The following is a 20,005-nucleotide window of genomic DNA, read 5'->3' as shown; positions in this document are numbered from 1 at the left end:
CGCTTACTCACCCTCTCCGCTCTCTGTTCTGAGGCGGTAGCCGTAACCCCAGACCGTTTCAATCGGCAGTCCGTGCATTTTTCTGCGCAGACGTTTGACCAGATCGTCAACAGCCCGTTCACTCCCAAAGTAGTCCATCCCCCAGACCAATGTGAGCAATTCGTCACGGGCAAAGGCGCGATTGGGCCGTTCCGCCAAGATCTGAAGCATCAAAAACTCCTTAACCGTAATCTCCACTTCGCTGCCCTCCCAAAATACCCGACGCTGATCAAATGAGAGGCGGAGCTTGCCGATTTCGAGATCTTCGTTCGGATTGCCGTCAAGCGGCACCGCTTCCTGCAACAGCTGTATGTTGTCCCAACGCTGAAGCAGACGCTTGACGCGAGCTACCAATTCACGCGGGCTGAACGGCTTTGTGAGGTAGTCATCTCCACCCAGCTCTAAGCCGAGGATCTTGTCCACCTCTTCGTCACGCGCAGATATCATGATGATCGGCACCTCCGCTTTGCTGCGGATACGCCGGCAAAACTCATATCCATTCATGCCGGGAAGCATGATATCGAGTATCCACATATCCGGCGGTTTTATTTCCCATAGCGTTAAGGCGTCTTCTGCCGTTTCCAGGCCGATCGTTTGATACCCTTCCTTCTGTAGGTAGGCTTCAACGATTTGCCGGATATTTGTATCGTCGTCCACCACAGCGATTTGATGTGACTGCATTGGTTTCCATCCTCCCAACAGACGTTTTTGCTGTGATGTATTGTAACAAAGAAATGGTTCCAAGAGAGGAGGGAACGATCGGTTCCACACTTTTTCCTAATTTAGACCGAGGTTTTGCCCAAGCTGGCCGATAGACTGAAATGCGTAAGGCCAATAGACAATATCTAAAAAGGAGTGTTTCAATTGAAAAAAGTATGGATGTCTTCTATGTTGGCAACTTGTCTGGCGATCGGCGGTGTTTCCGTAGTAGGAGCAGAGGAGGTAACCCCGGATAACAGCCACAACGGCGATACGCTTAAAATGGAAACGGTTGTTCCAGCGAAACAGAAAGAGGCGGGAGTGTTATCTGCTGAAATCAAACCTATTGAGCCGATTCAAGTAGTTCGCGCTGTAAAGGTAAAAGAGGGAACCGTTCCATTAACGAAAGTAGACGAACCAAAGGCCGAAACGAAGTTGGTTAAAATCAAAACGATCGCTCCTCTGACTGATTTGCAAGAAATGTAAGGCCGGGTCCGGCTCATTTAATAAGCCGCCTGTTATAAAGAGTGTCTAACAATGTTTAGGCACTCTTTCCCTGTTTCTTGAGATTTGTCTTGCAGAAAGGTAGAATACAAGCTATGGATACAGGACGGAAGGAAGAAAGTGCAATGAATGAGCAGGATTCTCGGCACGAAGTGTATATGCAGGAAGCGATCAAGGAGGCCAAAAAGGCAATGGCCATTGGCGAGGTGCCGATTGGCGCCGTTGTGGTAAGAGACGGCGAGATCGTCGGCAGAGGCTACAATCTGCGCGAAACAAAAAAAGATCCCACCCTGCATGCGGAGATGATTGCCATTCGCGAGGCCAGCGAGCGTTTAGGCGGCTGGCGGCTGATTGGCTGTACGCTCTATGTAACGTTGGAACCGTGTCCGATGTGTGCCGGTGCCGTCGTCCAAAGCAGGGTGGAGGAGGTTGTATTTGGAGCGGCTGACCCGAAAGCCGGGTGTGCCGGGACGCTGATGAATTTGTTGAATGATCAGAGGTTCAATCATCAGGTACCGGTAGTTGCGGGAGTCCTTGGTGAGGAATGTGCGGATTTATTAAAACGTTTTTTTCGCGAACTGCGCAAAAAATAACCACGATTCCGTCTGGATGATACCGGAACGTGGCGAAGGCTGAATGGATACATCAATCGATGTAGTCGATGTACAAGCGGCTGACGAAGGTTGAATCGCCCTTTTTGATCTCTTCTTGCGTTGCGGGTTCATCCAACCATGCTGGGAGCATACTCAGGCTCTTGCTGTTTGCCTTGCTGCCCGGTGTGAGGTTGCTTTGACCGATTCGGCTGTTCGCTCAATGTTTTCCACCCCGCTTTTCGCTTAGCGTTTGTGGAAAAGGACAGGGTTATTCGCGCGAATCACCGCGAAGGGCAGCGAGTTCCTGTTCTGTCAGCTCGCGAAACTCTCCCGGGTCAAGGGATTCATCCAGGTGCAGGGTACCCATTCGCAGGCGTTTTAGATAGATCACCTGGAGACCAAAGGCAGCAAACATTCGTTTTACTTGGTGAAATTTCCCCTCTGTAATCGTTACCCGCACTTCCGAAATATCGCCTTGGGCAACGATCTCCAATGCAGCGGGCATCGTCTGGTAGCCGTCATCCAACGTTACCCCCTGACGGAAATGATCAACGTGCTCAGATGTAACACGCCCTTCAATACGGGCAAAGTACTCCTTGTCCACTTTTTTCTTCGGAGACAGCAGGCTGTGTGAGAGCTGACCGTCGTTGGTCAAAAGCAGCAGCCCCTCGGTATCGATATCCAAGCGGCCGACAGGATGGACTTTTGTCGCCCATTCCAGCGGAAGCAGGTCGACGACAGTCCGATGCCGGGTGTCTTCCGTTGCGGAAATAACTCCTGGCGGTTTGTTCATCATGACGTAGATCCAACGTTTGTAAGAGAGCGGGTGACCGTCGATCTCAATCGTCTGCATCTCCGGGACGACGTGCATGCCAGGGTCGGTCGCAACCTCGCCGTCAACGGTGATAATCCCTTGCTTTACCAGCTGCTTGACTTCTTTTCGCGTGCCGAGTGCCATATTGGCTAGGACTTTATCTAAACGTTCTCGTTTCATTGGGAACTCCTCACTTTTACGGGACTCATGACAGGTAACAGCTTTAATCTTGCCCCATTTAGAGAGGAAAATCAAGGTTTGGAAGAAGATTCTACTTGCCTGGCAGCAAAAAAAATGCTATATTATACTTTGTCTGATCGGTCTGGAGAGATACCCAAGTGGTCATAAGGGGACGCACTCGAAATGCGTTAGGCGTCGTGAGGCGTGCGTGGGTTCGAATCCCACTCTCTCCGCCATATACCGTATGTGATGTGACGAGTAAAGCATAATTTGGCTCAAATGGCTAAATTATGCTTTTTTCTTTTTCTGCCGGGACTCATGCCGGTTCCGGTTAGGATTTTTTATAAGCCATGATCCGGCGGTACATGCTTCTGTCCTTGATCTTGAGGAAATGAGACATCAGCGGCTTTCGATTGGCCTCAATGATCCATACGTGCCCGCTATTGTCCAAACCTATATCCATCCCGTAGATACGGTGGTCCGGATATATTCTCCGCAAAGATTTGGCTGTCCGAATCGCATTTTTGGTGATATTGTCCAGCAGGGTTTCCGTCGATAGACCTTTCACGGAAGACGTTTTTAATGCGGTTTTTACCGGCAGCAGCTTCCCTTTGCTTCGTGTGTTGTTGGTGACGATATAACCTTTGCCTGCCACTTTGGCTACGATGCCGGTCACTTTCCACGTGCTCGAGTGTTTTTTTCGCTGGACGATCACCCGGATGTCAAAGGGCCGGTTATCGACTGTTGCAAGGGGAACGCGGCGTTGAATGATGTATTTGCGGGAGCCGATTTTATCCTTTACATATCGGTAGGTGCGATCTTTCCCGTACAGGATTTTTCGAATATTTTCGCGGTGAATTTCATAGCGGTCGTCGCCCAGTGGGGACACCTGAATCACTCCAGAACCCCGGCTCCCGCCGAGAGGTTTGAGGATTACTTTACCGTATTTCGAAGTAAAGTCCCAAAGGTTGCTTCGCGTCATCCAGCGTGTTTTCGGGACGTGAGGGACGAGACGCTTTGACTTGAGCATGCATTTATATTTTTTCATTTTGCTAAAACTCATGCTTAGCCCACCTTTTCTATGGGTATTTAGCTCTTTTTGTAGGACTTGATGCGGTAGTACATGGATTTATCACCCAGTTTGCGAAAATGGGACATCGCGGGGAACAGATTGGTCTCAATGATCCAGATATCGCCGTATCGATCCACTCCCATATCTATTCCGTAAATGCGGTGATGGGGAAACAGGAGGCTTAGCCGCCTGGCTGCACGCAGGGCGATATGTTCGATCCGGGACAGCAACTCATGTTGGGAATATTCGTGGAGTGAAGAGCGGTGAAGCGCAGATTCAACGTGGAGCATTTTCCCTTTACTCCGTGTGTTGTTGGTGACGATATAGCCTTTGCCAGCGACCTTTGCGGCTTTTGCGGTAACGACCCACGTATTGGAGTGCTTTTTGCGCTGCACAATGATTCGCATGTCAAATGGGCGGTTATCCACTTTGGCTAAGGGAATCCGTCGTTGTACCATATAAGGAGAGGATCCGATTTTGCTTTTGATGTACTTGTAGGCCCATGTTTTCCCAATAAACCTTGTCTTTTTCTTCTCACGGTGTATTTCATAACGATGGTTATCTTTTGGAGATACCTGAATGACACCTCGGCCGCCACGCCCGTAAACAGGTTTGAGAATCACCTTGCCGTACTTTTCAATAAACTTCCGAAAGTTATGCTCCGTCAGCATTTGGGTTTTTGGCAAATAGGGCGCTAATCCTTCAGAATCTTTCAGGAACAAATACTTTTTCCATTTGTTTTTTTGACTCATTGACCATTCACCTTTTTCAAGTAAAATGGATCGTTCCAAGATCATAGGCCTTCGTTTATGTTAAGAGTCAGAATATACCATTAGAATATGGGAAAAGGGCGTAAGTGAACCGGCTAAAGACACCAAGGCAATCGTTCATTTTTTGGATATTAACGGCGGCCTGACAAACTGTCAAACATCAGGCTATGGAATCTCATGTCAGTTGGTTGTTCGTCCAAACTACAAGGGATGTCCTTGCATATGTAATACACTAAAAAGGGAGAAAAGAACGTCTAGGAGGTTACTAAGCATGGATTCCATATTAGTACGGCTCCGTTTTTTTTCGCATCGAAATGTTTCAGGAATCTTCCTTTCGCCCAGTATGTGCCAAAAACTGCAGCTTATGCCTCGTCAGCCGATCACGTTATCCCTCGGAAAGCGGGAAGTGCCGGCCGTTGTCATACAAGACAAGAAACAACCCGACAGCAATACCGTCAGGTTGACCAACTCTTTGCGCAGAGAACTGTATATTCCCCATGGCGGTCTCATTCATTTAAAGCGGGAAGGCAATGTATTGCGCATCGGCCCGGCAATTGGCATCGTGACGACTGGCGTGCGGCAGGATGCCACAAGGCCGGTTGGAATGCGAACCTCCGCCTTTTACAAATTGCTGCTGGCGCAGCGGGGAAAGGGCGTTTTCTACTACATCTTTTCCCCGAGCGACATCGACTGGGACCGCAACACGGTCGACGCCTGGTTTTTACGCCCGACGGCAGATGGCCGCTATCAGTGGCAGTACATGACGACAGCAGTGCCTGACGTCGTGTATGACCGCATTCCCTCGCGGAACGCAGAGCGGCAGGAACAGGTCAAGGATTTTAAATTGAGGCTGTATACCAAAGTCAATTTGCCGATGTTTAATTGTGGTTTCTTCAATAAATGGGGTGTCCATAAACTGCTTTACCCCCTGGAAGATGTGAAGGAATTCATCCCCGAAACCTATAGCCACGCCTCACTGGAAAACCTTCGCCAAATGCTGAAAAAATACCGGATGGTCTACCTGAAGCCGAAAAATGGAAGTCTCGGCTACGGAATCGTAAAAGTAGTGCGCCAACCGGGAAGAGGGTTTAAAGTCTCCTACCATACTGCCGGCGGCAATGTGGAACGATCCTTCAACAGTTATTCATCGTTGTACCAGCATGTGTTTCGCAATCGCCGTCCCAGCGCCTATCTGGTGCAGCAGGGAGTCGAGCTGCACACGTATCAAAACCGCCCCTTTGATTTCCGCGTTCATATGCACAAAAACCTTCAGAACGATTGGGTCGTTTCTTGCATGGCAGCTAAAGTGGCAGGTCCCGGCAGCGTGACCACGCACGTGCGGACAGGCGGGACGGTGATCCCGGGGAGCGATCTGCTCAAGTCGATCTTTGGCATAGAATGGCCTTTGATCGAACAGAAGATCAACAGCGCCGCCATCCGTATTGCCAAGGCAATCGAAGAAACGAAAGGTGACCCGTTGGGTGAGCTGGGGTTGGATATGGGGATTGACGTATACGGACATGTCTGGATGTTTGAGGCCAACTCAAAACCGGGTCGTTCCGTATTCAAGCATGCCGCTTTGAAGCAGGCCGACGAACTCTCCCGCAGCCTGCTTATCGATTTCAGCTGCTTCCTGGCGAACTTTTAACGCCCATGCGGCTGCTATTCAGGGCGCCTCATAACAGAAAAAGAAAGTCGGCATTCCTGAGCCCAAGCCCAAGGAAAACCGACTTTTTTCATCTTCGTTATTTGCGCCGCGCCAGGGTGAAAAAGCACAGGAGGGAGCAGATTTCCGCGGAGGCGATGACGATCCCCATGGGAACGGCAGTATCGCTGCCGCCCAGACCAACGAGCGGGGCCACCAATCCGCCAAAGATAAATGACAAGACTCCGAGCAGCGCCGAGGCGCTCCCTGCCGAACGACCCTGATTTTGCATGGCCAGGGAAAATCCTGTGGTCGTTACAATTCCGACACTAGACACGACAATGAACAGGGAGAATAAGATAGCGTAGAGCCCTGCGTCAACCAGGATTGCCGCAAGCAGCGCCAGACCGCCAAATGCAGCCAAGAAGAGTCCGCTCGTCAGCAGTTTGGTCTCGTTAATCCGGCCTGCCAATCTGCCGGTGATCTGGCTGGCAATGATAATCCCCAAACCGTTGATGGCAAAAAACAAGCTGAATATCTGCGGAGAGACACCGAAAATTTTCTGCAAGACAAATGGCGAGCCAGAGATATAGGCAAACATGGCTGCTACGACAAACCCCTGGGCTAATGCATATCCCATAAAGATCCGGTCGCCGATCAGGCCGCGAAAAGTGGCGAGCGTATTTTTGATGCCGCCCTTGGACCGGCGTTCAGCCGGAAGGGTTTCAGGCAATCGGAACAGGACCACGAGGAGCATGACAATCCCTACCAAACTGAGGACAACGAATACCCCTTGCCAGGACGTCACCCGCATCAGCTGCCCGCCGATGATCGGAGCAAGGATGGGGGCAACGCCATTAACCAGCATCAACAGCGAGAAAAACTTTGTCAGTTCGGTGCCGGAGTACATATCCCTGACAATGGCTCGGGAGATGACGATACCGGCAGATCCGGCTGCCCCTTGCAGGAAGCGAAGCAGCAGCAGTGCCCAGATCGAGGGAGCAAATGCACACAACAGCGAGGTGGCCGCATAGACGACCAGTCCGATGACGAGCGGCAGGCGCCGTCCGCGTACATCACTCAGCGGGCCGGCAAATAACTGTCCCAGTGAAAGGCCGAGCAGGCAAGCCGTCAAGCTGAGCTGGGCCAAAGAAGTGCTGGTGTGCAAATCACTGGCCAATGCAGGCAAGGAAGGCAAATACATGTCAAGGGAGAGCGGCCCAAAGGCAGAGAGCGCTCCCAATACAACAGCCATCAAGACCCGGCTTGTTCGCACAGGTCGATGTTGGGTTACCGTACTACTGTTCATAAGTAAGCTTTCCACTCTTTCGTAATGAATTGACATTCTAACATGTATGTTGCAAGTATTGCGTTCATGTAACATTCGCGTTCGATCGTACTTTACTCGCTAATGCGGGCTCATTAACCCATTGTAGCAGAATCGTTTAAAAGAAGATAAGAGGCAGATCATGAACTCATCCAAACAAGACGAAAGGTGAAACTTGATGAAGAGAGTCCAAAAGTTGCTGCCGTTATGCTGGATGATGCTTATCCCGCTTTTCAATCTGTTTTATCTATTCCTGAATAACGACAATCGGGGAGTACACAGTCTCGTTACCAATCTGGATCGCATGATACCTTTTGTAAAAGGATTTATCGTTCCATACCTGGGATGGTACGCCTTTATTTTCCTCACGTTATGCTATTTTTTTGTGAAGGAACCCAGGTTGTACTACAAGACACTTATTTCCCTGCTGGTTGGCTTATGTGTTTGTTATGTCGCATTCTATTTTTTCCAAACTTCGGTGCAGCGGCCGACCTTGTCTGAGCAAGATTGGCTAAATCGCATAGTCATGTTTGTCTACAGTATTGATCAACCTTACAACTGTTTCCCCAGCATTCACTGCTTTACGAGCTTTTTGATGATGAGCGCTATTAACAGCAGTTCGATAAAAAACATGTCCAATCTGATCGCGATACATGGTTCGGGCAGCCTGATCATCTTATCGACGCTGTTCGTCAAGCAGCATGTGGTGCTCGACGTAGTATCCGCTATACTGTTGGCACATATCGTATTTGCCGTACATTCGTATTTGGAGGTTCAATGGAAAAAGAAACGCGCCCTATCGTGGACGATGAAATAGAGATGCGTGAACTGATGTTCAATAAACAGTTTTTATTTTGATTTGGGTCGTTTTTGATGTAACGAAAGCGGGACTTTTTTCGTTATAACTGGTAGTAGCGAATGCAAAAGCCAAAGATCCCGATTGATTGGGTCTTTGGAAAGGGGGGACAAAAACAGGACAAGCATTCGGATGCGCAACGACACGTTTAACCGGGAGGGTTAATTTACTGTATAACCAGTAAAAAGAATATGAAAAGTCACTTACAAAGACCTATTTTAATTACTGTGACAGCCTTGCTGGCCATTTTCCTCGTGTATTTTGTCACAGTAGGTTTTAGTGGAGAGAACAATACAAATGCCGACGGCCAGCTTATCGTATTGATGTACCATCATATTGATCCCAAAACATCTGAAGCCACGATTACACCAGAGCAATTTAAGAGCCATCTGCAGGCCTTGCATGAAAGTGGGTACAATGTCGTAAGCATGGACAAAGTGCTCAGTTTTAGCCGGATTAATAAAAATCTGCCCAAAAAGTCCGTACTGATTACGTTTGACGATGGGTATGAAAGTTTTTACAAGTACGCTTACCCGTTGTTGAAAGAATACAATATGGTGGCAACGAACTTTATCGTCGTTGATTCGACCGACCACCCGTCCCCGCAGGCGATCCCGCATCTGACCTGGGACCAAATGCGAGAGATGAAGCGGAACGGAATGAGTTTTTACTCTCACTCATACGATCAGCACAAATTGGCAGAGGTGGATCAAGCCGGAACGAAAAAGCCTATGCTGGCATACCATCTGTACTTGAAGGACCGGTCTTCGGCAGAATCAAACGAAGAGTATAAAAACAGGATAAAGACAGACTTGTCGCTTGCCGAACAGCGCCTGCAGGCAGAGTTGGGCGAACAGCCTCATCTGTTGGCTTTTCCATATGGAGCCTTCAATCAGACGGTCATCGAAATCACCAAAGAAATTGGAATCGAAAAAACGTTTGCCGTAACAGAAGGCTTAAACAATCTCGATGATTACATCTATCATCGCGTCAATGCAGGTTCACCGTATATTTCTGCGAATACATTACTGGCAAAACTGAAAAAGCTGCAGGAAATCCACTAAAGAGATTTCGCTGACAGTTGACAGTCGATTCAATCCCCTCCAGCAAGACGGTCACTCGAGACCCTGGAGGGGATTTCTCTTTTGAATAGGTGTGTAGTCACGATAAATTATAAGACTATTATAACTATTATATTAATTTTAAAGATACTATAATGATTCATGCACATAGACTTTAGGCACAACTACTTCAATCATTGGGAGGTAATTCGGGTGAAAAAAACACGTGCAATGCTTTTCGCAGCCCTTCTCGCATCTTTCCTTTCTACATCAATTGTCTTTGCGGAACCGCAAACGACTCCGAATGGACCCTGGGTTCAAGATGAGCAGAATCTCTCCTTTTCCAGCCTGATGACAAATGAACAACTGTACAAAGAACTGCAGAAAATTGAACACGCCTCAAAGGGGAAAATGAAGCTTGAAGTCGCTGGTAAGTCTAATGACGGAAATCCCCTCTATGTAGCAAAATTTGGCGACAATGACCCGAATAAGAAGCGGGTGCTCATTACCAGCCAGATTCACGGAAATGAACCACTCACGACGGAAGCGGTCGTGGAACTCATGCAGAAGCTGTCCACAGGCGACAAAGAGGTGGGCAAGATACTCGACAAGGTCACCGTCTGGTTTATGCCGCGGATCAACCCGGATGGTGCGATGAATCAATATGAAGGCAAACGGTATCCAACCAGATATACACATCAAACCTGGGACCCCGTTTCGTTCGGGCTGCCTGAGGGAACCAAAGCACCTTGGTACTATAACAGCGAGGGCAGCGAAAGGGCTCAGAACAACAATGGACGTGTGATATACGGCATCCCCGGTTTTGACCAGAACAGGGATTACAACCCGAATTTGGATTTCAATATAGAGGATTTTGATTCGGAGACGATCGCTTCCTTCTTAAATTCCCGCGACAATAACAGCGACGTGGGAGGATTGTTTGTAACTCCAGAAGCGAGGGCGGTTACCAAGGTATTTAAGGAGCTTCGTCCGGATGTCTATCTCGATCTCCATCACCGCGGGTTCAACAGATTGTCCGAAGAAGACAACCGCTCCGTTTCCATCCAGGTGGCAGCCGTAGTAGCCGACCCGTACACGGATCCATTTACCGGCAAACAGTATGAAGTGGATGCGGACGTACTGAAGTTGGCCAAGCAGGTCAATGCGGTAGGCTACCAATCGCTTCAAAGAGGTTCCTCTTCCTTTGGCGCGATTCAAAAGTACCCGGATGTCAACCTGCCCGGAACGGCCCTGGGCACATTCGCGTTAAATGATACAGCGATCATGCTGATCGAAGTAAAAGGACAGACCCAAACCTTGGGGCAGAAGCAAAACGGCATGTTGAAGCAAACGGTAATCGTGCCAGTTTACGAGATCCTGAAATCGCTGGGCGATGGGTCCATTGAAAACGTGGATACCAAAGTGTACGACGACATTCCGAAATCAGCGAATAGCATCAGAAAGCCTGTTCACGGCTACGAGGAAGACGATCTCTTTTAAATGGCGCCTTGAGAGACAACCAAAATATCCTCTCCGTCACATTGCGGCGGAGAGGATATTTGTCGGCACAAAGAGGGCATTATCGGCCCAGCTTTTTCCATAATGCGAAGGGATCCCTGTCCCCTGCGTTCGTTTTGACATGTTGTAATTGGATGTCGCGCTGGTGCTTGGGAAGTGCCAATTGCTCGTAATAGTACTGAGTGCCTAGCCCGGCTGCCGCCTCTTCCTCAGCTGTGTAGGCGTAATAGACTTCTTTCAGATTGGACAAATAAATGGCGCCGAGACACATCGGACAAGGTTCGCCGCTTGCATACAGCTGACAATCGGACAGATCGGATGTGCCCAGCTTCTGTCCAGCCGCGCGAATCGCCTGAAGTTCCGCATGGGCGGTCGGGTCGTGTGTCTGGAGCACATCGTTCACTCCCTTGGCGATTACCTCGCCATCCTTGACGATGATCGCGCCAAACGGTTTGCCCCGTTTCTCCTTGGTGTTCTCGTAGGCTAGCTCAATTGCTTGATCGATCCATTCCTGGTGAGTCACATTCATCTCTCCTTCAAAAAATGACCCTCATCTGGCCCCGGCCTTGAGCAAAATCTGTTCCATCTCTTTAAATCCGCGTTTTTTCGCATGCTGCAGCGGAGTAACGCCATCCCTGTCGGCAAGATTCACGTCCGCTCCATGGTCCACAAGCAGTTGTACGATTTCCTGATGCCTTAAACCGCCGTCACTCAGGATGATCGCCTCCAACAGCCCCGTCCACCCCAGGTTGTTAACGTGGTTTACATCCACATCGGAATGGGTGAGAAGTTCTTTTACCACCTGGACATGCCCCCTTTCGCAAGCAGGGATGAGGGCCGTGCCTCCGAATCGGTTTGTCAGAGTCGTATCAGCGCCAGCTTCAATCGCTAGTTTGACGATGTCCAGAATGCCTTCTGCCCCTGCGTACAAAAGTACGTTGTCGCTGCGGTCATCGCGAATGTTGATGTCGGCGCCGGCGTCAATAAGCGTCTTGACGGCCTCTGTGTGACCTCCGTACGTCGCCGTCATCACAGGAGTCCGGCCGCGCGAATCACGCACGTTCACGTCCGCTCCTTGCTCAAGCAGCGCTTTGACACCAGCATGATCCCCTGTTTCTGCCGCTTTTAGAAGTTGTTCGCTCATCGTTTTCTCACTCCTCGCCTCTGTTTTGTCACCTGTATCTTGCACCTGTAAATCTGCCGCATTCTGTACGGGTGGATGGAAAGTCTGACAGGCTGTAAGCAGACAAAATACGGACAAAGTAAGCAGTTTGAACGGAACCATAAGGCAGACATCACCTCTTGCTTCTTCCTCATGCCCTTATGCTAACATGGAGATAATTATATTAAAAATATGTATTTAATAGGTTTTCCATACGTTTTTCATATACTGAAAAGGGGTGGCTCGTCCCGGTGGACATCAGACAATTACGTTATTTTATTGCGATTGCGGAAGAGAAGAAAATTACGGCCGCGGCGAAAAGACTTCACATGGCTCAACCGCCGTTAAGTCAGCAGCTGAGGCTGATGGAGCAGGAACTGGGCGTACCGCTGGTCGAGCGGAGGGGGAAAAAGCTAGAATTGACCAAAGCCGGGCAAACCCTCTACAAGCATGCGCTGGAGATCGCCCATTTGATGGATGAATCACAGATGGAGGTAAAAGAAATCGGTAATGGTATCAGAGGGAAACTGGCGATCGGCGTAAATACGCTCTCGTGGAATCAACTGCCAAAGCTGCTGCGTACCTTTCAGGAGATGTACCCGAAGATGACTTATAAAATCCAACAAAATGAGTCAGCACAGCTCTGTAAAATGGTGCGGGAGCGGGTCATTGAGATGGCAGTCGTTTGGTTTCCGCTGGAATTGAGCGATTTTGCCGTTCTTCACCTGAAGACCGAGCCATTTTGCTTTGTGGCCCCAAGTAAATTCCAATTGGATTCCGATAAAATAAGCTATGAAGAGATGAAACACTGCCCGCTGATCTTGCCCAGCACGGAAGGCCTGGGTGTATACAGCGTGATTCTGGAGGAGTTGTCTCAGGCAGGGCTGCAAGACAACATCATCTGCGAGTGCTCCGACTTGGCTGTATTATTTGAGCTGGTCTCCTCCGGCTTCGGGTCTGCGATTATCCCCGAAAGCGTGTTGAAGCTGCACAAGGGCTATGATATCAGGGTTTTTGAACTGGCTGATGCGAAGCGAGCCGCATCATCAGGGTTAATCTGGTTGAAGGATCACTATTTGTCAAAAGCCGCGCAAAACTTTATCGGCGTATTGCGGCAGCATGACAACGCCTGAAATTCCCCAGGTAAGAAAACAGGAACTTTTACATGATTGGAGAATAGTAGCCAATATTTTCAGAAGAGTATTTCAAGGAACAAGACAGGAACAGGAGGGAAAAGCATGGCAGAGGGAATGGATTTATGGATAGAACGGGACGTCCGCGTTCCAATGCGGGACGGGATCACGCTGTCTGCCGATATTTATCGCCCGCGGACACCGGGGCGCTATCCGGCGATTGTCGTTCGGACTCCGTACATCAAGACATCAAAAGAGATTTATCAGAACGGAACCTACTACGCTACACACGGCTACGCGGTCGTCTACATGGACGTGCGGGGGCGGGGAGATTCCGACGGAGAATTCGTACCGTATCGCAACGAAGCGGCAGACGGGTACGACAGCATTGAATGGGCTGCCGCCCAACCGTGGTGCACAGGCGATGTCGGAACGATGGGAGGATCGTACCTGGGCCGGATCCAGTGGCTTACGGCATTGACGCATCCGCCTCACCTGAAGGCGATGATCTGTTCGGTTTCCCCTTCAGACCCGTTCGTCGAGTGGCCTACCGGTGTGCCTACTCCTCATCATTTGTGCTGGCTGTACATGACGAGCGGCCGGGTGATGCAAAATGTGGATGTTGTCGATTGGGAGTCAATCTATTGGCATTTGCCGCTCGCCACGATGGATGAGCTGACCGGGCGCCGTTTGCCGGCATGGAAGGAAGAGATGGAACATCCCTATTTGGACGATTGGTGGAAGGAGATTTGCTATCAAAGCAGATTTGACCAAATCGATCTTCCGGTCCTGCACATCTCCGGATGGTATGACGATGAACAGGTCGGCACTCCGCTCAATTACATGGGCATGACCCGGCGGGCAGCCAGCGAACAAGCAAGGCAGAGCCAAAAGCTGCTGATGGGTCCCTGGCCGCATCAAATCAATGTGTCCACCAAGCTGGGCGAGCTGGATTTCGGGCCTGATTCCGTGATCGATTTAAAAGGGTACCAACTGCGCTGGTTTGATTACTGGCTGAAGGGCGTAAAAAACGGAATCATGCAGGAGCCGCCGGTTCGTTTGTTCGTCATGGGCGAAAACAAGTGGCGTGATGAGCAGGAATGGCCGCTCGCCAGAACGAACTGGACGAAATATTACCTGCACAGCCTGGGGCGGGCCAACAGCCGATTTGGAGATGGCTGGCTGTCACCGCAGCTTCCCCATGCCGCCGGAGTAGAGGAAGCGGGATGGGACCAGTTTTTATATGATCCCAGGGATCCGGTGCCGTTCATTACAGAGGCGACCTCCTCACAGATCGGCGGCCCGGATGATTACTCGGTGATTGAGCAGCGTGACGACGTGCTGGTGTACACCACTGAACCGTTGGCAGAGGATATCGAAGTGACCGGACCGATCAAGATGGAACTGTTCGCTTCTTCCAGTGCGACTGATACCGACTTTACGGTGAAGCTCTTGGACGTCTGGGAAAACGGCTTTGCCCAAAGACTGACGGATGGAATGGTCAGGGCAAGATTTCGGGAGGGGCTGGAGAACCCGTCACTGATCGAACCGGGAAACGTCTACCGGTATGAGGTTGACTGTTGGAACACTTCCCATGTGTTTTTAAAAGGGCACCGCATCCGTGTGGAAGTCTCCTCCAGCGCCTTCCCCAAGTACGACCGCAATGTAAATACCGGTGCTCCTTTGGGACAAACAGAGAAAATGCTGGTGGCAGAGCAGACAGTCTACCACGATCCCGAATATCCCTCGGCCATCATTTTGCCGGTCATTGCGCGGTAGGGGAAGGGAAAAGGTCAAGTTTACCGGAACTGGTTGGGTTTGTCCCTTGCAGTTTTCCGTTTTCATGTGATATGCTTATTTAGCAACCCTTCACTGTGGTTGTCTTACAACGGTTATAAATTTTGCCGTGCTAGATGGGGAGGTTGCGGTGCCCTGTAACCTGCAATCCGCAATAGCAGGATTGAATTCCTATTTGAGGTATGCTTATGTAAGGCTGCCTTATGACAGGCGGCGTTGAAGATTGGGTCCTGCGCAACGTGAACCCATGAACCTGGTCAGGTCCGGAAGGAAGCAGCCATAAGTGGAATTTCGCGTGTGCCGCAGGGGTGCCTGGTTTGAGCCGACTTCATAAGTAACGCTTGGATAAGTACTATCGAAGATAGGTGCACGGCATCCTACATAGATGCCATGAAGTGATGTTCTGTTCCACGACAGTTCATCGCTTTTTTGTTATTTTTTGTCGATGAATAGCGAAAGGTTTTTTCATAAAAGCGAGTACTTACAGCAGGTCATCTTTATCCTCTGACGAATAGGGAAAATGTGTCTCTCTATTTAGACGCAGAGGGTGAGGGGGGCAGCTGGGTGAAGACGAAATTTTCTTTTAATCTTTTCGGCTCATTTAGAAGCATGGAACAGTTCATGCAACAACTTCCTTATGCCGTTCTCTTAACTGACCAATCCGGTCGCATCATCGAATGCAATGAAGCACTGCTTCGTGTAACGGGCTACACCCGCCAGGAGATTGTCGGTCACCATATACATGTGATTATTCCCTGTCAAGGAACGATGGAACAGCTGTACCGCGAGTGGACAAACAAGGAATGGGAATCGCCTCTGGAGGTCGAGTGGCAGGACAAGTCGGGCATGACAGGCAGGACCAATGTGATGGTGTTGGTGCAGGATGCGGAGGACCCGCTTTATCTCGTCCATTTGCTCAATTTAGCGAAAGATTCAAATGATTCACTGCCTCAGCGCCTGGTCACTCAATTGGCGTCCGACATCTACCTGGGTATTGTCGTGCTTGATCGAGCGGCAAAAATCATCGAAATCAGCCAGATGGCGTGCAGGCTGCTGGGTGTGGAGCGGTTCAATGTATTAAACCAGCACATCGACAAAGCGTTTGAAGGCATTCCTGAGGAACATCGACTGATTAAGCGGGAGCTGCTGAAAGGAATCAAGCTGCAGAATAAAGCGATGTCTTGGACCAACAACAGCCAGCGGTACGAACTGTTGGTGAATTCCAATACCCTGCACGACGAAGCGGGCCGCATTGTAGGCGCTTACGTCTTGTTTAAGGATGTCACCAATTTGCGTTCTTTTGAACAGAAAATCGAGCGAAGTGACCGCCTGGCCATGATCGGCCAGATCGCCGCCGGCACGGCACATGAAATCCGCAATCCGCTTACCTCGATCAAAGGATTTTTACAGTTGTTTCTGCAGTCCTTTGGGGAAAGCGGCATGGAGCGGGAGCGAACCTACACGGAGATCATGCTGACGGAGATCAACCGCATCAATTCGCTCGTCAGCGAGTTTCTTCTGCTGAGCAAACAACGCGACGTCCAGTACCAGATCGTGGATTTGAACACCGTATTTGAAGAAATACTGCCGATCGTAAACAGTGAAGCGCTGCTGCACGGGATCGATGTCCAGTACTTGCCTGCAGGCCAACTGCCGATGGTGGTTGGAGATACCGAGCTGTTGAAGCAGGTATTTTTAAATATCTGCAAGAACGGAATCGAGGCGATGGAAAAAGAAGGGGTTTTGAGCATTTCCCATCACATTGATGTAGAGGGGGATAAGATCAGCATTGACATCCACGACACAGGTCCAGGAATTCCGGTGTACGTGATTGACAAGATTTTTGATCCATTTTTTACGACGAAAGAAGAGGGAACGGGATTGGGCTTATCTGTCTGTCAAAAGATTATCCATGATTTGGGAGGGCAAATTCGAGTGTCTTCCAAAGGGTACGGTACAAGCTTTCACATTTTGCTTCCGTATATCTGATGCTGCCCCTGTTGCTAATCAAAGGGGGCTTTTTTGCGCCTGCGGATTGATTTTGGAAAAGCGTCCGGCAATGTAGTATAATAGACAGGATTCATGAGTGCGGAACATGGGGAGTGGCATGGATGGCTTACACAGCGCTTTATCGCGTATGGAGACCACAAACCTTTGGCGATATCGTCGGACAGGCTCACGTCACCAGGGCGCTGCGCAACGCGGTGCGCGAGGGACGGCTTTCCCATGCGTATTTGTTCAACGGACCGCGGGGAACGGGAAAGACCAGTGCCGCGAAAATCATGGCCAAGGCTGTCAACTGCCAGCAGCCCGTAGAGGGAGAACCATGCAACCGGTGCAAGTCATGTGAGGCGATTACCTCCGGATTGGTTACGGACGTACTAGAGATAGACGCCGCATCCAACCGCGGGGTGGAAGAGATCCGCGATATCCGCGAAAGAGTGAAGTTTGCTCCAAGCGATGTCTCGTATAAGGTGTATATTATTGACGAAGTGCATATGCTGACCACGGAGGCATTTAATGCCCTGTTAAAAACGCTGGAGGAACCGCCTTCGCACGTCCTGTTTATCTTGGCGACGACGGAACCGCATAAGCTGCCGGCAACGATTATCTCCCGCTGCCAGCGCTTTGATTTTCACCGCATTCCGCTGGGCGAGATCGTCGGACGGTTGCGGCAGATTTGCGAGACGCAGCAAGTAGAGGTCGAGGATCAGGCGCTACAGCTTGTAGCTAAAATGGCCGAGGGCGGAATGCGCGATGCGCTCAGTCTGCTTGATCAGGCGATCAGCTTTGGCGGCGGGGCGGTTAAAGCGGCAGATATTTTGCAAATTACCGGTGCGGTCTCGCAGACGTATTTTTCAACGCTTGCCAAATGTATTATCGAGGGCAATGTCACCGCGGTGATGGAACAGTTTGACCAGATCATGGTACAGGGGAAAGATCCCGAACAGTTCCTGCACGATTTCTTATACTATTATCGCGACATGCTGCTGCTCAAGACAGCGCCAAGACTTCAGGAGATCGTGGAGCGGACATTGATTGATGAGGATTTTGCCAAAGTGGCGGAGCTGTACGAATTGCCGGTTTTATATCCGGTTATCGAATCTTTGAACCAGTCCTTGTCACAATTGAAATGGTCTACGTATGCCCGGGTGCTGACGGAATTGACACTGGTGAAGCTGTGCCAGATCCCGGGCAGCGGCGTGACGGATACACAGGCTGAGGCTGCTCCGGCTCGGGCCACACCTGCAGAAGATCTCGTCAGGCTGGAGCAGCGAATCCGCAGTCTGGAGGAGAAGCTTGCCCGGGGAGTCCAGCAGAATGTCACCGGAGCCCGCCCCCAAGAGGAAGGGCGTCCTCCTGCCCGCAGGCAGGCTGCATCCGCCGCTGGGCGGCCGATGGTGCAAGTCGGCAAGCTGCGGGAAATCGCCCGTCAGGTCGACGCCCAGCTTACCCAGCGGGTCCGCGGCATGTGGGGACAGATTTTGGCTGAGTTGAAAAAAGTCAAAATCCAGCACCACGCCTGGTTGGTCAGCGGCCAACCGGCAGCGGCCAGCAGCGAGGTCGTGGTCGTCACCTTCAAGAGCTCCATTCACTGTGAAAAGACGATGGAGCCGGAGCTAAAGGGGATCGTGGAACACATCATTCGCGAAGTGTGCGGTACCCCGCTGCAGCTGCTTTCCGTCATGGAGGAGCAGTGGATGGAAGCGGAGGCGAACAGCACGGGAACACAGGATGCGGGCAAACAGGAAGATCCGTTTATCACCGAGGCGTTAAAGCTCGTCGGCGAAGAGCTGTTGGAAGTGAAAGATTGATCCTATGAGGAGGGTATACAGATGAAAAATATGCAGCAAATGATGAAACAGGTGCAAAAGATGCAGGCGGAAATGCAAAAGACGCAGGAGGCGCTGAAGGATAAGATCGTGGAAGGATCGGCAGGCGGCGGGGTCGTAACGGTTAAGGCCAACGGCCATAAGCAAATCGTCGACATCGCCATTAAGCCGGAAGCGATCGATCCGGACGATGTGGAAATGCTGCAGGACCTGGTATTGACGGCGGTAAATGACGCGCTGCGCAATGTAGATGAACTTGTCGGCAAAGAAATGGGCCGCTTTACCGGTGGGTTAAACATACCTGGTCTGTTCTAGGCGAGGGAGCACAGAGAGATGTATTATCCTGAGCCGATATCCAAGCTAATTGAAGGATTTATGAAATTGCCAGGCATCGGTCCAAAAACAGCGGGCCGCCTGGCGTTTTTTGTACTGAGCATGAAAGAAGATGACGTGCTTGATTTGGCCAAGGCCCTGGTCAACGCGAAACGCCAGCTTCATTACTGTTCTGTTTGTAACAACATTACGGATGTCGATCCGTGCCACATCTGCCGGGACAAGCGGCGCGACGGATCGGTGATTTGCGTGGTACAGGAGCCAAAAGACGTCGTTGCGATGGAAAAAACCCGCGAGTTCGAAGGGTATTACCATGTGCTTCACGGCGCGATATCGCCAATCGACGGTATCGGGCCGGAGGACATCCGGATTCCGGATTTGTTGAAGCGGTTGGGGGATGAACAGGTGAAAGAGGTGATTCTCGCCACCAATCCCAATATCGAGGGAGAAGCTACCGCCATGTACATTTCCCGGTTGATCAAGCCATCCGGGATTCGGGTGACCAGGATCGCCCACGGTTTGCCGGTCGGCGGAGACCTTGAATACGCCGATGAAGTTACCCTGACTAAAGCGCTTGAGGGACGGCGAGAATTATAGGAAAAGAAAAAGACAGGATGGCCCTGTCTCAGCCTGTAGACAAAGTTCCGCAAGGAACAGGAGCTACAGGCT

The 20,005-nt window shown here is 50.5% G+C and carries 19 protein-coding genes, 1 tRNA gene and 1 other RNA gene; 14 read left to right on the top strand and 7 right to left on the bottom strand.

Translation table 11 applies throughout. The features are described from left to right. Nucleotides 1-3 precede the first annotated feature (3 nt). Nucleotides 4-720: a response regulator transcription factor gene (locus ACI7RC_RS25940; RefSeq protein WP_408111061.1), complete on the bottom strand. Its 717-nt coding sequence runs from the start codon at nt 718-720 to the stop codon at nt 4-6. Between the two features lie 183 nt (nt 721-903). On the opposite strand from ACI7RC_RS25940, the gene ACI7RC_RS25935 reads away from it, so the two are divergent. Continuing rightward, the gene (locus ACI7RC_RS25935; RefSeq protein ID WP_408111060.1) at nt 904-1,224 is read left to right on the top strand and encodes a hypothetical protein; all 321 of its coding nucleotides are present in this window, start codon (nt 904-906) and stop codon (nt 1,222-1,224) included. Nucleotides 1,225-1,367: 143 nt separating this feature from the next. Then, nucleotides 1,368-1,835, top strand: coding sequence for a tRNA adenosine(34) deaminase TadA (gene tadA / locus ACI7RC_RS25930; protein ID WP_408111059.1), 468 nt, complete (start codon nt 1,368-1,370; stop codon nt 1,833-1,835). Between the two features lie 268 nt (nt 1,836-2,103). Here the strand turns inward: tadA and ACI7RC_RS25925 are convergent, their stop codons facing one another. Then, complete coding sequence (locus tag ACI7RC_RS25925; RefSeq protein ID WP_408111058.1) at nt 2,104-2,829, bottom strand: pseudouridine synthase; 726 nt, start codon at nt 2,827-2,829, stop codon at nt 2,104-2,106. Nucleotides 2,830-2,973: 144 nt separating this feature from the next. Here ACI7RC_RS25925 and ACI7RC_RS25920 point away from each other — a divergent pair. Next, nucleotides 2,974-3,065 (top strand) — tRNA-Ser (locus ACI7RC_RS25920). Between the two features lie 95 nt (nt 3,066-3,160). Here ACI7RC_RS25920 and ACI7RC_RS25915 read toward each other — a convergent pair. Further along, nucleotides 3,161-3,892 (bottom strand): YheC/YheD family protein, encoded by a 732-nt coding sequence (locus ACI7RC_RS25915; protein ID WP_408111057.1) that lies wholly within the window; start codon nt 3,890-3,892, stop codon nt 3,161-3,163. 26 nt (nt 3,893-3,918) lie between these two features. Then, entirely contained in the window at nt 3,919-4,653 is a 735-nt protein-coding gene (locus tag ACI7RC_RS25910) for a YheC/YheD family protein (protein WP_408111056.1), read from the bottom strand. 289 nt (nt 4,654-4,942) lie between these two features. On the opposite strand from ACI7RC_RS25910, the gene ACI7RC_RS25905 reads away from it, so the two are divergent. After that, the gene (locus ACI7RC_RS25905) at nt 4,943-6,319 is read left to right on the top strand and encodes a YheC/YheD family endospore coat-associated protein (RefSeq protein ID WP_408111055.1); all 1,377 of its coding nucleotides are present in this window, start codon (nt 4,943-4,945) and stop codon (nt 6,317-6,319) included. Nucleotides 6,320-6,416: 97 nt separating this feature from the next. Here the strand turns inward: ACI7RC_RS25905 and ACI7RC_RS25900 are convergent, their stop codons facing one another. Further along, nucleotides 6,417-7,625 (bottom strand): multidrug effflux MFS transporter, encoded by a 1,209-nt coding sequence (locus ACI7RC_RS25900; RefSeq protein WP_408111054.1) that lies wholly within the window; start codon nt 7,623-7,625, stop codon nt 6,417-6,419. A 616-nt stretch (nt 7,626-8,241) separates the two neighbouring features. Here ACI7RC_RS25900 and ACI7RC_RS25895 point away from each other — a divergent pair. The 3 genes from ACI7RC_RS25895 (at nt 8,242) to ACI7RC_RS25885 (ending at nt 11,060) form a co-directional block, all read left to right on the top strand. Next, nucleotides 8,242-8,460, top strand: a complete 219-nt coding sequence (locus ACI7RC_RS25895) for a hypothetical protein (protein ID WP_408111053.1) — start codon at nt 8,242-8,244, stop codon at nt 8,458-8,460. A gap of 230 nt (nt 8,461-8,690) precedes the next feature. Beyond that, complete coding sequence (locus tag ACI7RC_RS25890) at nt 8,691-9,563, top strand: polysaccharide deacetylase family protein (protein ID WP_408111052.1); 873 nt, start codon at nt 8,691-8,693, stop codon at nt 9,561-9,563. Nucleotides 9,564-9,773: 210 nt separating this feature from the next. Further along, nucleotides 9,774-11,060 carry a M14 family zinc carboxypeptidase gene (locus tag ACI7RC_RS25885; protein WP_408111051.1) on the top strand — a complete coding sequence of 429 codons (1,287 nt, stop codon included), beginning with the start codon at nt 9,774-9,776 and terminating at the stop codon, nt 11,058-11,060. 79 nt (nt 11,061-11,139) lie between these two features. On the opposite strand, the gene ACI7RC_RS25880 is transcribed toward ACI7RC_RS25885, so the two are convergent. Together ACI7RC_RS25880 and ACI7RC_RS25875 are read right to left on the bottom strand one after the other, a co-directional pair. After that, the gene (locus ACI7RC_RS25880) at nt 11,140-11,607 is read right to left on the bottom strand and encodes a nucleoside deaminase (RefSeq protein WP_408111050.1); all 468 of its coding nucleotides are present in this window, start codon (nt 11,605-11,607) and stop codon (nt 11,140-11,142) included. A gap of 21 nt (nt 11,608-11,628) precedes the next feature. After that, the gene (locus ACI7RC_RS25875) at nt 11,629-12,222 is read right to left on the bottom strand and encodes an ankyrin repeat domain-containing protein (RefSeq protein ID WP_408111049.1); all 594 of its coding nucleotides are present in this window, start codon (nt 12,220-12,222) and stop codon (nt 11,629-11,631) included. 269 nt (nt 12,223-12,491) lie between these two features. Between ACI7RC_RS25875 and ACI7RC_RS25870 the strand changes: the two genes are divergently transcribed. From ACI7RC_RS25870 to recR, 7 genes are all read left to right on the top strand, one after another. After that, nucleotides 12,492-13,373 (top strand): LysR family transcriptional regulator, encoded by an 882-nt coding sequence (locus tag ACI7RC_RS25870; protein WP_408111048.1) that lies wholly within the window; start codon nt 12,492-12,494, stop codon nt 13,371-13,373. Nucleotides 13,374-13,478: 105 nt separating this feature from the next. Beyond that, a complete protein-coding gene (locus ACI7RC_RS25865) occupies nt 13,479-15,152 on the top strand; it encodes a CocE/NonD family hydrolase (RefSeq protein WP_408111047.1) in 1,674 nt (557 codons plus the stop codon). Nucleotides 15,153-15,277: 125 nt separating this feature from the next. Then, nucleotides 15,278-15,543, top strand: an RNA gene (gene ffs, locus ACI7RC_RS25860) — signal recognition particle sRNA large type. A gap of 191 nt (nt 15,544-15,734) precedes the next feature. After that, nucleotides 15,735-17,159, top strand: coding sequence for an ATP-binding protein (locus ACI7RC_RS25855; protein WP_408111046.1), 1,425 nt, complete (start codon nt 15,735-15,737; stop codon nt 17,157-17,159). Nucleotides 17,160-17,281: 122 nt separating this feature from the next. Further along, on the top strand, nt 17,282-18,985 hold the full coding sequence (gene dnaX / locus ACI7RC_RS25850; protein ID WP_408111045.1) for a DNA polymerase III subunit gamma/tau: 1,704 nt from the start codon (nt 17,282-17,284) through the stop codon (nt 18,983-18,985). Between the two features lie 21 nt (nt 18,986-19,006). Continuing rightward, nucleotides 19,007-19,318, top strand: coding sequence for a YbaB/EbfC family nucleoid-associated protein (locus ACI7RC_RS25845; RefSeq protein WP_408111044.1), 312 nt, complete (start codon nt 19,007-19,009; stop codon nt 19,316-19,318). Nucleotides 19,319-19,336: 18 nt separating this feature from the next. Beyond that, the gene (gene recR, locus ACI7RC_RS25840) at nt 19,337-19,933 is read left to right on the top strand and encodes a recombination mediator RecR (protein ID WP_408111043.1); all 597 of its coding nucleotides are present in this window, start codon (nt 19,337-19,339) and stop codon (nt 19,931-19,933) included. Nucleotides 19,934-20,005: the final 72 nt, after the last annotated feature.

This window comes from Brevibacillus sp. B_LB10_24 (assembly GCF_046036945.1).
Classification (GTDB): domain Bacteria; phylum Bacillota; class Bacilli; order Brevibacillales; family Brevibacillaceae; genus Brevibacillus_C.
This window is presented reverse-complemented; position numbering and strand designations above follow the sequence as displayed.